Source organism: Oceanimonas doudoroffii (genome assembly GCF_002242685.1).
Taxonomy (GTDB): domain Bacteria; phylum Pseudomonadota; class Gammaproteobacteria; order Enterobacterales; family Aeromonadaceae; genus Oceanimonas; species Oceanimonas doudoroffii.
Genome location: NZ_NBIM01000007.1, coordinates 1 through 12,260 on the forward strand (window position 1 = coordinate 1; position 12,260 = coordinate 12,260).

Here is a 12,260-nt window from a genome sequence, read left to right on the forward strand (position 1 = left end):
CCGCCGCGCCGCCCTCGGTGAAGGTCGGGTGGCTGCCGTTCGATGTCAGGGTCGGTTCGTCGTTGTTCTGCACCACGGTGACGGTGGAGGCCACGGCCAGGGCGCCGGTGTTGTCCCCGCCGTTGGCGGTGCCGCCGCTGTCCTGAACACTGGTCAGGGTGACCACGCGGTTGCTGGTCGACGGTGCGTTACTGTTGTTCTGGTAACTCATGTTGTCGATCATCGTCTCCGCCGCAACGACCGACAGATTGCCGCCGGTCAGGGTCACGGTGGCGGTGGTGCCGATCACCATCACCGAGTAGTTGAGACTGTTGCCGGCGGTGCTGCCGTTGGTGCCGTGGGTCAGCACGATGGTGGTGCCATCGACGTTGATGCGCTCGTTGCTGCCGTCGGTGACGTTGGTCACCGTAAAGCTCAGGCCGGTCACGTTCTGGCCGGACTCCACGGTGTTGATGCTGGTGCCGCTGAACAGGCTGGCCGCGGCGCCGCCCTCGGTGAAGGTCGGGTGGCTGGCATTGGCGGTCAGGGCCGGCTCGTCGTTCACGCCGACCACGGTCACGGTTGAGGCCACCGCCAGGCTGGCGGTATCGTCACCGCCGTTGGCGACGCCGCCGCTGTCCTGCAGGCTGGTCAGGGTCACCACCCGGTTGCTGGTGTCGGGCGCATCGCTGTTGTTCTGGTAGCTCATGTTATCGATGAGCGTCTGCACCGTGGCCGTGGACAGGGTGCCGCCGGTCAGGCTCACCGTGGCGGTGGTGCCCACCACCGTCACCGTGTAGCCGAGGCTGTTGCCCGCGGTGCTGCCGCTGGTGCCCTGGGTCAGCACGATGGCCGTGCCGTCCAGGTTGATCACCTCGCTGCTGCCGTTGGTAACATTGCTGACCGTAAAGCTGAAGCCGGTGAGGGTCTGACCGGATTCCACGGTGCTGATGCTGGTGCCGTTAAACAGGCTGCCCGCCGCGCCGCCCTCGGTGAAGGTCGGGTGGCTGCCGTTCGATGTCAGGGTCGGTTCGTCGTTGTTCTGCACCACGGTGACGGTGGAGGCCACGGCCAGGGCGCCGGTGTTGTCCCCGCCGTTGGCGGTGCCGCCGCTGTCCTGAACACTGGTCAGGGTGACCACGCGGTTGCTGGTCGACGGTGCGTTACTGTTGTTCTGGTAACTCATGTTGTCGATCATCGTCTCCGCCGCAACGACCGACAGATTGCCGCCGGTCAGGCTCACGGTGGCGGTGGTGCCGATCACCATCACCGAGTAGTTGAGACTGTTGCCGGCGGTGCTGCCGTTGGTGCCGTGGGTCAGCACGATGGTGGTGCCATCGACGTTGATGCGCTCGTTCGATCCGTCGGTGACGTTGGTCACCGTAAAGCTCAGAGCGGTCACGTTCTGGCCGGACTCCACGGTGTTGATGCTGGTGCCGCTGAACAGGCTGGCCGCGGCGCCGCCCTCGGTGAAGGTCGGGTTGCTGCCGGTGGCGGTCAGGGCCGGCTCGTCGTTAATGGCCGTTATGACGACGGTACGCGTATCGGAGCCGCTGGCCGCATTTTTATCGGTCGCGGTAAAGGTGATGGTCCGGCTCGAGGTCCCCGGATCATCCGTGGTGGAGTCGAAGCGCATCGACTGCAGCACTTCCTGCACGTTGGCATTGGTCGCGTCGGCATCAAAGGTAATGGTGAGCTGGGTGCCACCGGTAACGATACCGCCGCTGGTGCTGAGATCACCGATATCCACACCATTGGCAAAAATATTGGTGCCGCTGATGGTAATGGCCGTACCATCCCCGTCACTGTCGACGATGCTGAGTCGATCGCCGGCTTCGGCATTGCCCGTGATCTGCACCGACAAGGTGCCACCATTCCACTCGGCATCGCCATCGGCATCACTAATCGTCGCGGCGCCGTCTATCTGAGTAGCGGCGCTGCCTTCGGTATAGGCGAGGCTGGCATCGGCCACGGAAACCGAAGGCGCTGCATTGCCCCCCTCAGCGGCACTGATCACCAGGTTGTCCAGCGCCAGGCCATACATGACACCGCTGCCCCCATCGGCCGCATAGCTAAAGCTGAAGGCATCGATATTGGCAAAATCGGCATTCAGGGTGATGGTCTTGTGGGCAAACCCTTCCTCAAAATAAAAATAATCGTTAGTGCCGGTACTGTGAAGCTGTGTCGCCACCTCGGCGCCGTCACGCCAGCCGGTAATGGTAATGTCGCCAGGGGCATTAGACACGTCCCATCCCAACAGCAGCTGCTCCAGCTTGAATTCGGTCCCGTCACTGCTGGCAAGCTCGACCTTGGTAATGTTGGTATTACCGACAAAATCGGTCGATAGCTTCAGGATTTGCCCGTCTCCAGGGGGAGTCGCGCTTCCATCATAGTACCAGTCATCTCCCGAGCCGATGTCCACCTGAACTCCCTCGGTACCGCCGCCGCCCTCCTCGCTGGTCACGGTGAGATCCAGGCCCGAGCCGCCGATGTTCGCCACCGTCGGATCATAAACATAGCCACCATTGGTATAGGACTGGCCGGTCCAGTCTATGGTGCCGGGCGCCGGCCCAAGCAGGCCGGTAAAGCCCTCACCCAAGCGACTACCGTCACCGTCCGTGTCGATGGTGCCCCGGCTCACTTCCAGATCCCAGTCGCCGCCGAGGTCGGCGGCGCCGGTCAGGTCATCCGAGGCCGCCACATCGGCGCCGGTCAGGCTGGCCAGCCGTTCCACAAAGGCCTCACCCTCGCCGCTCGCCACCGAGCAGCCATACAGCAGCAAGTCACCGTCGGCGGTCAGGGCCCGGCCCAGGGTGCCCAGCTCGTCGGCGCGACGCTCGGCCTCGACGCCGTCCAGGGTCAGGTTGCCCAGTTGCAGCCGGCCCTCGGCGCCGTGGCTCAACAGGTAGATGGTGTCATAGCCGTCGTTTTGCTGCGCCCAGGCGGTGAGCTGCGCCAGGCCGTCCTGGCCCGCGTCAAGCAACCGCACTTCGATGCCGGCACCTATGCCGTCCACCAGCGCCTGGTAGCCTTCCACCCCGGTGTCGACAAAGGCCACTTCCTTGCGGCCCTGGTTCAGGGCCGGCTCCGCCCCTCGCACCTGGGCCGGCGCCAGGGCGGTGAAGTGTACCGATTGCTCGGGGGCCTGGCTGTGGCCGGCCGCGTCCTGATGATCCACATCGGTGGCGAGATCCACGGCGGTGGCCACCGCCGCGCCGTCGAGCAGAATGCGGGGCTCGAGGGCGGTGATCAGCGGCTGGCGGCGCGGACTATGGTGCGGGTGTTTGGTGTTCATGACTGCTCTCCTGCCCCGGCGGGGGTGAAATAGGCCGATGCGCTCATGCCCGGCATCAGTCCGGACGGCTGGGTGAGCCGGGCGCGCAACTGCAGGGTCTGGCTGACCGGATCGATGGCCGGGCTGATGGCAACCACCGCCGCCTCGACACTGGCGCCGGTTTCATCGATGCGCAGGGTCAGCGGCAGCTCGGGCTTCAGCCAGCCGAGCCAGGTGGCGGGCACCACCACCTCCGCTTCCAGCCGCTGGTCGGCGACGATCTCCAGCACTTCCTGCTGCTGACGAATGTTTTCGTGGCGGTTGACCAACACCGCCACCACGCGGCCGTCGTAGGGGGCTTTGATCTGGCAGCGCTCTGTGTTGAGCCGGGCGATGCGCAGCTCGGCCTGGGCCTGGGCGTATTCCGACTGGGCCAGTGCCACGTCCAGGCTGCCGATGGAGCGCAGCTCGTTCAACTGCTTGGCGTTATCCAGCTTAAAACGCGCCGCCTTGCTCTCGGCGGCCACCTTGTCCGCCTGGGCCTGGTAGAGGGAACAATCCAGACCCAACAGCAGCTCGCCCTGACGAAAGCTGTCCCCCGGTCGTTTGGGCAGCTGAGTGACCCGGGCCGCCAGCTCCCCCGACAACACGGCCCTGTCCAGGGCCTTGATCACGGCACGGGCCTTATATTCCTCGCCCTGGAACGCTTCGGCCCTGTACTCATCGGCATGGCCGGACCAGGCCGTCAGCGCCAGGGCCGCCAGCAACAGCTCCTTGCAACGGATCGGCTTGCTCAACTCAAGCTCCCTCGGCGCGTACGGCGCCGTCGGCCGCGGCGTCCTGCTGCTCGGCCGCTACGGTGGACTCGGGATTCGCCTCGGGCGCGTCCAGTTCACCCCGCTGCCAGCGTTCGAAGCGGGTGGCGATGGTCTCGGACAACTGCTGAACGCTGTGCTGGGCATAGCCCTCGGGCAGCAGATCCATGCCCATGCTCATGAAAATGCGGCCATAGCTGTTTTGCAGATCCGCATAGGCCACGTCCCGGCGCAACTCGGCCAGCAGGGCGTTGAGGGATTCGCGGATCAGATCCAGCTCGGAGGTCCGGTTCAGTCGGGCGGCATTGGCGGTCTGCTCGCTGATGCGACCGGCCACATCCAGGTAACGGTCGGCCAGTTCAAAGGACTTGCGTGACTCCTCATAACGAATGCGGGCCAGGTGTACCTGGGTCAGTACCGCCATGGAGGACGCCAGCCGTTGCTCTTCGGCCAGCGCCTCGCGGGTTTTGGCCAGCCGCCGTTCGGCGCCCACCTTGAACACGTCCAGCAGGTTCCAGCTCACCTGGGCGCCCAGGCTGGTCCAGTCCTGGTTCAGCAGGTAGTCGCTGCTGTCGTGATAGGCGCCGGCGGTCAGGGTGATCCCCGGCAGCATTTTCAGCAGGGCGGCGCGGGTCTCGGCGGCGGAAATGCGTTGCTGATAGTAGGTTTCCATCAGCTCTGGGCGCTGGTTGAGCGCTCGCTCTTCCATGGCCGACAGCTCGACCGTCATCTTGGGCACCACAAAGTGGGGCGACGCCACATCGGTCAGCTCAAAGGCGGTGCCCGGTTTCAGTCCCATCAGGGCGGCCAGTTCGGTCTTGGCGTTGGCCAGGTCCTGTTTCAGCGCCTGCAGCGCGCGCAGCACATCGAGCAGCTCGCGCTGGTAATAGAGGGCTTCCATCGGCGAGCGCAGCTGCAGCAGCTCGACCCGGCGGGAGTCGTTCAGGGCGGAAGAGGCCTGGGCCACCAGGGGATCTATTTTCTGCAACAACCGCTCGGCCGATACCGCCCGCCAGTAGGCACCCCGCACCTCCTGCACCACGTTATGGCCCGCCTTGCGCTCCCGCTCCCGGGCGATCAGGTAACGATCCGCATGTTGCTTGGCGCGCACATAGGAGAGGCCGAAGTCGAGCACGTTCCAGCTCAGGGCCAGATCATAGGTGGTGCGCTGCTTTTCCTGGGAGATGGAATAGGAAGGGTTGTCGCCCAGGGGCTCGGGCCGGCCGTCCTGAAACGCCACGCTGGCCGAGGCGGCATAATTGCTGCGGGCCGAATAGCCGGCGGAGGCGGCCAGGCTGGGCAGCATTTCGTGCTGCACCAGCTCGAGCTGCCCCTGCTCCATGGCCGACTCCAGCGCCTTCAGTTTCTTGTCCCGGTTGTTGCGCACCGCCCGGGCGATAGCGTCTTCCAGCCCGATGTGACCCTGAATAGCCTCCTGCTCGGCGCCGAGCTGTACCAGATCGGCTTGTACCGTCTGGTTGATCTGACGGGTGGGAATTGACTCCGGAGACACGGCACAGCCGCTGATGGCCAGCACAAGAGAGCTGGCAACCAAGGTTTGTTTGAACATCATTCAATCTCTTAATATTTGGAAAGCCAGCATTCGCCTGGCCGAATAAACGGAAGCTAACGGACGGCAACAAGAATATGCCCCGAATGTGTCAACAATCGGGTGGGTATGGCGGTAACAGTTGAAATGCAAAAGGCCGAGCGCGGTATTCCGCGCTCACGGAGAGCAAAGACAGGGTTGTCTTTCTATAGGAGGTCTCGTCCATGAATAACCTCAAAGAAACTAGGCGTTATATAACTGCAAAAATACTATCAACCGTCTATTAAAGATTCAATCGAAAACTGTCGTTTCAATGGCACCAGCCTGGCAATACCAGGCTGGACAAAATGGAAAGGTTCGGGGAAAAGAATCGGTTATCAGGGCGTAAGCGGGTGGCGAATAAAGGTGTGGTGGTTGCATTCCAGGCAGGTGGTCAGCACCACAGGGTGAGTTACTTCGTGGCGGTGGGCGCACAGGGCGCAGTCGTACAAACCGGGCCCTACCACTTCGCCGGCCTGGTATTCGCCGTGATGGGCCAGATCTTCACTTAACTCCTGCCACTCCAGCTGGCTCTTGTCGGTGGCACCGGCCAGCCAGCCCCATACGGTTTCACGAATACGGCGGTAAAACAGGCTGTCGCGAAAACCGCCTTCTTCTTCCCCAAAGGCGGCCAGATCCCGCTTGACATATTCGGCAATCAGCGCTAATTCGTCCCTGGTCAGATCTCCGGCCGCTTCCATATAGGCCTGAGTCTTTTCCACCGCCTCCTTGATGGTGGTGTTCTCCGCCATCTCCCACTGGCGCTGCAGCTCTTCCACAAAGGCGTCATAGCCTTTTTTGTGCTTGTCGTCTTGCTCGCTCATGGTCTTGTCCTCTCAGGCAGGGCCCGGGCCGGGCTATTGTTGCCGGCTACCCCCTAAGGTATTCTATGCCGATTTATCGCTGGTGTTACCACTCATTTACGGAACCGGACGTCATAATGCAAGAGCAATACAATCCCCAGAATATCGAGCCCCAGGTGCAACGCCACTGGGACGAGCAGCAGACCTTCAAGGCCACCGAACAAGCCGGCAAAGACAAGTTCTATTGCCTGTCCATGTTCCCTTATCCTTCAGGTCGGCTACATATGGGGCACGTCCGTAACTACACCATAGGCGACGTTATCTCACGTTATCAACGGCTTCAGGGCAAAAACGTGCTGCAGCCCATCGGCTGGGATGCCTTTGGCCTGCCCGCCGAAAACGCCGCCATCAACAACAAGACGGCACCGGCGCCCTGGACCTACGAAAACATCGATTACATGAAAAACCAGCTCAAGCGGCTGGGCTTTGGCTACGACTGGAACAGGGAACTGGCCACTTGTACGCCGGAGTATTACCGCTGGGAACAGTGGTTCTTTACCAAGCTCTATGAAAAGGGCCTGGTGTACAAAAAAACCTCTTCGGTGAACTGGTGCCCCCACGATGAAACCGTGCTGGCCAACGAGCAGGTCAACGACGGCTGCTGCTGGCGCTGCGACACCCCGGTAGAGCAAAAGGAAATTCCCCAGTGGTTTATCAAGATCACCGACTACGCCGATGAACTGCTGCGCGACATCGACGAGCTGGAAGGCTGGCCCGAGCAGGTCAAGACCATGCAGCGCAACTGGATTGGCCGCAGCGAGGGCGTGACCCTGCGTTTTGACGTGGCCGGAGCCGACGACAGCTTTGAGGTGTACACCACCCGCCCGGACACCCTGTTTGGCGTGACCTATGTGGGCATTGCCGCCGGCCACCCGCTGGCCACCCGCGCCGCCGAGCACAACCCGGAACTGGCCGCCTTTATCGACGACTGCAAGCACAACAAGGTCGCCGAGGCCGAGATGGCCACCATGGAGAAGAAAGGCATGGCCACCGGCCTGATGGCGGTTCACCCGCTCACCGGCAAGCAGGTACCGATCTGGGTCGCCAACTTCGTGCTGATGGATTACGGCTCCGGTGCCGTGATGGCGGTTCCCGCCCATGATCAACGCGACTATGAGTTTGCCGGCAAGTACGGCCTCGACATCGTACCCGTGATCAAGCCCGCCGATGGCAGCGAACTGGATGTGAGCGCCGAGGCCTATACCGAGAAAGGCGTGCTGTTCCACTCCGGTGAATTCGACGGCATGAACTTCGAGCAGGCCTTTGATGCCATCGCCAAAACCCTGGAAAAGAAAGGCCTGGGTCGTCGCACCGTCAACTTCCGTCTGCGCGACTGGGGGGTAAGCCGCCAGCGTTACTGGGGCGCCCCCATTCCCATGCTCAACCTGGAAGACGGCACCGTGGTCGGTGCACCGGAAGACACCCTGCCGGTGGTGCTGCCGGAAGACGTGGTGATGGACGGCATTCAGAGCCCGATCAAGGCGGATCCCGAGTGGGCCAAGACCACCTATAACGGCCAGCCGGCCCTGCGTGAGACCGACACCTTTGACACCTTTATGGAGTCCTCCTGGTACTACGCCCGCTACTGCAGCCCGGAATACGATCAGGGCATGCTGGACGTGGAAAAGGCCAACTACTGGCTGCCGGTGGATCAGTACATCGGCGGTATCGAGCACGCCTGCATGCACCTGCTCTATGCCCGTTTCTTTCACAAGCTGCTGCGCGACACCGGCCTGGTGGAGTCCGACGAGCCGTTCAAGCGCCTGTTGTGCCAAGGCATGGTACTGGCCGATGCCTTCTACCACACCGATGACAAGGGTGCCCGCACCTGGGTGAGCCCGCTGGACGTAACCGTTGAGCGGGACGAAAAGGGCCGCATCAGCAAGGCGGTGGACGCCGACGGCCGCGAGCTGGTGCACACCGGCATGACCAAGATGTCCAAGTCCAAGAACAACGGCATCGACCCCCAGGTCATGGTGGACAAGTACGGCGCCGACACCGTGCGCCTGTTCATGATGTTCGCTTCCCCCGCCGACATGACCCTGGAGTGGTCCGACTCTGGCGTGGAAGGTGCCCAGCGCTTCCTCAAGCGGGTATGGAAGCTGGTGTTTGAGCATCAGTCCCACGGCGCCGCCCCGGCCCTGAACCTGGCCGGCCTGAATGCGGCCCAGAAAACCCTGCGCCGGGAAGTGCACAAGACCATCAACAAGGTGAGCGATGACGTGGGTCGTCGCCAGACCTTCAACACCGCCATTGCCGCCATCATGGAGCTGATGAACCACCTGGCCAAGGTCGACATGAGCGACGACCAGAACCGTGCCCTGCTACAGGAAGCGCTGGAAGCCGTGGTCGTGATGCTGCATCCCATAGTGCCCCACACCTGCTTTGAGCTGTGGCGCGCCCTGGGCCATGACGACATCGACCACGCCGCCTGGCCTGTGGCCGATGCCGATGCCCTGGTGGAAGACGAAAAGCTGGTGGTGGTGCAGGTCAACGGCAAGGTGCGGGGCAAGGTCACCGTGCCCGCCGATGCCGACAAGGACGCGGTTGAAGCCGCCGGCAAGGCCGACGACAACGTCGCCCGCCACCTGGACGGCAAGACCATTCGCAAGGTCATCTATGTACCCGGCAAGCTGCTGAATATCGTAGCCAACTAACCAGACGGTGAGGAGTGAGGGAAAAGGAGTGAGGAACACACACTTCACTCCTCACCCTTCGCTCCTCACAGCAGAATCAAGGAGTTGTTATGCTCACTCGAATCAAGGCGCTGGTCCTGTTGACGCTGACCCTGATGCTGGCCGGTTGCGGCTTTCAGTTGAGAGGCGGTGACAGCCTGCCTCCCGAACTGCAGCGGTTGGTGCTGGACGGTGACGACAAGACCCAGTTTTATCGACTGGTGTCGGCCCGCCTGCTGCGCGCCGGTGCACAACTGGTGGAAAACGACGGCGACACGCCGGTGTTGACCATAGGCGATCTGAGCCAGGGCAACACCACCGCCTCCATTCAGCCGACCGGCGATACCCTGGAATACGCCGCACGCTTTGGCACCCGCTTTACCCTCGATCTCCCCGACGAGCCCCGCCAGGTGTTCAACGTGACCTTTAACCGCAGCTTTCTCGACAAGTCGGACCAAGCCCTGGCATCCAGCCGGGAGCAGCAGCAACTGCGCGAGCAGATGGAACTGGAAGCCGCCGAGCAGATTGTGCGTCAGCTGAGCCGCCTGTCGTTCTGATGCGTCTCTACCCCGAGCAGATTGCCAAACAGATCAAAGCAGGGCTGGCGCCCTGCTATTTCGTTTATGGCGACGAGCCCCTGCTCAAGCAGGAAGCCCTCGATGAACTGCGCCAGGCCGCCCGGGCGCAGGGCTTTGACGAACGCCACAAGTTCGACGCCGACGAGGGGCTGGATTGGGACGCCATCTTTGACGCCAGCCAAAGCCTCAGCCTGTTCAGCAGCCGGCAGATCATCGAGCTGACTCTGCCCGACAAGCTGGACCGCACCGCCTCGGACCGGCTAAAGGAGTTACTGGGGCAGTGTCACCAGGATCTGCTACTGCTGATAAGCGGCCCCCGCCTCAACCAGCAACAGCAAAAAACCGCCTGGTACAAGGCCCTGGCAGCCGCCGGCCCGGTGGTACCGGTATTCACCCCCGACGCCCGTCAGCTGGCACGCTGGCTGGAACAACGACTCGGCCGCCACGGGCTGGCGGCCGAGCCTGATGCCCTGCACTGGCTGACCCTGGCCTTTGAAGGCAACCTGCTGGCCGCCGCCGGCGAGATTGAAAAGCTGGCCCTGCTCGAGCTGCCCCAGCCGCTGACCCTGGCGACCCTGCAGCAACAGGTTCAGCCCCATTATCATTTCAACCCCTTTCAGCTGATCGATCCGCTGCTGCAGGGCAAGGTGAAACGGGGCTGCCGTATCCTGCTGCAACTGCGCCAGGAAGGCGTCGAAGCAGGCATGCTCTGCCACCTGCTGGCGAAAGAACTCAACACCCTGCACGGCCTGCAAGCGGCCCTCGCCACCGGCCAGTCCTTTCCTCAGGCCGCCGGCAGCCTGCAGATATGGTCCAGCCGCCAGCCGCTGATGCAGTCGGCCCTGAGCCGGCTGCCGGCGCCCAAGCTCAGCGCCCTGTCCACCCTGCTGGCCGCCGCCGACGCCGCCGTGGCCGAGTTTGATGACGACACCGCCTGGCGCTGGCTTTACGCCCTGTGCGTCGGCTTTTTCGACGAAAAACCACCGATCATTTTGCCATGACTGTACCCATCGGATTGCTGGGGGGCACCTTCGACCCCATACATGTGGGCCACCTGCGCACCGCCATTCAGGCCCAGGAACAACTGGGTCTGGCCGAGGTGCGGCTACTGCCCAACCATATTCCTCCCCACCGGGCTACCCCCGACAGTGCACCGCGGCACCGCCTGGCCATGACCCGCCTGGCGGCGGCGGCCACACCGGGGCTTACCGTGGACGAGCGTGAACTGCGCCGCACCACGCCATCCTACACGGTGGAAACCCTGATTGAACTGCGCCGGGAGCTGGGCAGCCGGCCGCTGTGCTTTATCATGGGCATGGACTCATTATGCAACCTGGACAAATGGCACCGCTGGCCCGAGCTGCTGGATCATGCCCACCTGGTAGTGAGTCACCGGCCCGGCTGGACACCCTCACTCAACGACACCCTGGAGCAGCTGTACCGCCGCCATGGCACTCGGGATCGCGAACGGCTTCACCGCGTCCCCGCCGGCCATATTTTCCTGCTCGACAACCCGGAGCTGGAGGTGTCCTCCACCCAGATACGGGACGGCATTCGGGCGGGGAACAATCCCCAGTATTTGTTGCCCGAGGCGGTAGCGAACTATATTCGACAACAGGGACTCTACACCGGGTCCGTGGTATGATTCATGTTGTTTCAACGAGGAGAAAACACGCTTGCAAGACCAAGAACTGCATGACTTTATCGTCGACAAACTGGACGATCTCAAGGCCCGTGACATTCGCGTACTGGACGTCACCGGCAAATCCACCATCACCGACTGCATGATCATCTGCTCCGGCAACTCCAGCCGCCACGTCAACTCCATTGCCGATCACCTGGCCACCGAGGCCAAACATGCCGGCCTGGATCTGCTTGGCATTGAAGGCCAGGATGCAGGAGAATGGGTACTGGTCGATCTGGGCGAAGCCATCGTGCACGTGATGCAGGAAGAAACCCGCGACTTTTATCAACTGGAAAAACTCTGGGGCGGCAGCACGGCCGGAGCCATGGCCGGATGAAGCTGCAGCTGGTGGCGGTCGGCACCAAAATGCCGGCCTGGGTAACCACGGGATTTCAGGAATACCAGCGCCGCTTTCCCCGGGACATGCCCCTGGAACTGGTGGAAATTGCCGCCGGCAAGCGGGGCAAGAACGCCGACATTGAACGCATTCTGCACAAGGAAGGCGAACAGATGCTGGCCGCCATCGCCAAGTCGGCGTGTATTGTCACCCTCGACATTCCCGGCAAGCCCTGGACCACGGAGCAACTCGCCGGCCAGCTCACCCGCTGGCAGCACGACGGCCGCGACGTGGCCATTCTGATTGGCGGCCCCGAGGGGCTGGCGCCGGCCTGCAAGGCCGCAGCCGAACAAAGCTGGTCGTTGTCCCCCCTCACCCTGCCCCATCCCCTGGTGCGGGTGGTGGCGGCGGAAAGCCTCTACCGCGCCTGGAGCATCAATAACAACCACCCCTATCACCGGGAGTAA

The 12,260-nt window shown here is 62.7% G+C and carries 10 protein-coding genes; 6 read left to right on the plus strand and 4 right to left on the minus strand.

What is annotated here, in order from left to right; genetic code table 11:
* The 4 genes from B6S08_RS15090 to B6S08_RS15105 form a co-directional block, all read right to left on the minus strand.
* The coding region (locus B6S08_RS15090; protein WP_141202208.1) for a DUF4347 domain-containing protein at positions 1 to 3,274 on the minus strand (3,274 nt) is incomplete at its 3' end.
* Positions 3,271 to 4,050 (minus strand): efflux RND transporter periplasmic adaptor subunit, encoded by a 780-nt coding sequence (locus tag B6S08_RS15095; protein WP_094201645.1) that lies wholly within the window; start codon positions 4,048 to 4,050, stop codon positions 3,271 to 3,273. The genes B6S08_RS15090 and B6S08_RS15095, both read right to left, overlap by 4 nt.
* Before the next feature lies 1 nt (position 4,051).
* Positions 4,052 to 5,641, minus strand: coding sequence for a TolC family protein (locus tag B6S08_RS15100; RefSeq protein ID WP_245849878.1), 1,590 nt, complete (start codon positions 5,639 to 5,641; stop codon positions 4,052 to 4,054).
* A gap of 353 nt (positions 5,642 to 5,994) precedes the next feature.
* Positions 5,995 to 6,480 (minus strand): zinc ribbon-containing protein, encoded by a 486-nt coding sequence (locus B6S08_RS15105; RefSeq protein WP_094201646.1) that lies wholly within the window; start codon positions 6,478 to 6,480, stop codon positions 5,995 to 5,997.
* 116 nt (positions 6,481 to 6,596) lie between these two features.
* Here B6S08_RS15105 and leuS point away from each other — a divergent pair, with 116 nt between their 5' ends.
* The 6 genes from leuS to rlmH all read left to right on the plus strand — a co-directional run bounded on the left by leuS (position 6,597) and on the right by rlmH (position 12,260).
* On the plus strand, positions 6,597 to 9,176 hold the full coding sequence (leuS, locus tag B6S08_RS15110; protein ID WP_094201647.1) for a leucine--tRNA ligase: 2,580 nt from the start codon (positions 6,597 to 6,599) through the stop codon (positions 9,174 to 9,176).
* Positions 9,177 to 9,265: 89 nt separating this feature from the next.
* Positions 9,266 to 9,751: an LPS-assembly lipoprotein LptE gene (locus B6S08_RS15115; RefSeq protein ID WP_094201648.1), complete on the plus strand. Its 486-nt coding sequence runs from the start codon at positions 9,266 to 9,268 to the stop codon at positions 9,749 to 9,751.
* Positions 9,751 to 10,773 carry a DNA polymerase III subunit delta gene (gene holA, locus B6S08_RS15120; RefSeq protein ID WP_094201649.1) on the plus strand — a complete coding sequence of 341 codons (1,023 nt, stop codon included), beginning with the start codon at positions 9,751 to 9,753 and terminating at the stop codon, positions 10,771 to 10,773. Before B6S08_RS15115 ends, holA begins: the two co-directional genes overlap by 1 nt.
* Complete coding sequence (nadD, locus tag B6S08_RS15125) at positions 10,770 to 11,417, plus strand: nicotinate-nucleotide adenylyltransferase (protein ID WP_094201650.1); 648 nt, start codon at positions 10,770 to 10,772, stop codon at positions 11,415 to 11,417. Before holA ends, nadD begins: the two co-directional genes overlap by 4 nt.
* 31 nt (positions 11,418 to 11,448) lie before the next feature.
* On the plus strand, positions 11,449 to 11,793 hold the full coding sequence (gene rsfS, locus B6S08_RS15130; RefSeq protein ID WP_094201651.1) for a ribosome silencing factor: 345 nt from the start codon (positions 11,449 to 11,451) through the stop codon (positions 11,791 to 11,793).
* Positions 11,790 to 12,260 carry a 23S rRNA (pseudouridine(1915)-N(3))-methyltransferase RlmH gene (gene rlmH / locus B6S08_RS15135; RefSeq protein ID WP_094201652.1) on the plus strand — a complete coding sequence of 157 codons (471 nt, stop codon included), beginning with the start codon at positions 11,790 to 11,792 and terminating at the stop codon, positions 12,258 to 12,260. Before rsfS ends, rlmH begins: the two co-directional genes overlap by 4 nt.

What these genes read in the sequence shown, in the direction of transcription:
- B6S08_RS15100 (WP_245849878.1), bottom strand. Translation starts at nt 5,641, where the DNA reads ATGATGTTCAAACAAACCTTGGTTGCCAGCTCTCTTGTGCTGGCCATC.
- B6S08_RS15105 (WP_094201646.1), bottom strand. Translation starts at nt 6,480, where the DNA reads ATGAGCGAGCAAGACGACAAGCACAAAAAAGGCTATGACGCCTTTGTG.
- leuS (WP_094201647.1), top strand. Translation starts at nt 6,597, where the DNA reads ATGCAAGAGCAATACAATCCCCAGAATATCGAGCCCCAGGTGCAACGC.
- B6S08_RS15115 (WP_094201648.1), top strand. Translation starts at nt 9,266, where the DNA reads ATGCTCACTCGAATCAAGGCGCTGGTCCTGTTGACGCTGACCCTGATG.
- holA (WP_094201649.1), top strand. Translation starts at nt 9,751, where the DNA reads ATGCGTCTCTACCCCGAGCAGATTGCCAAACAGATCAAAGCAGGGCTG.
- nadD (WP_094201650.1), top strand. Translation starts at nt 10,770, where the DNA reads ATGACTGTACCCATCGGATTGCTGGGGGGCACCTTCGACCCCATACAT.
- rlmH (WP_094201652.1), top strand. Translation starts at nt 11,790, where the DNA reads ATGAAGCTGCAGCTGGTGGCGGTCGGCACCAAAATGCCGGCCTGGGTA.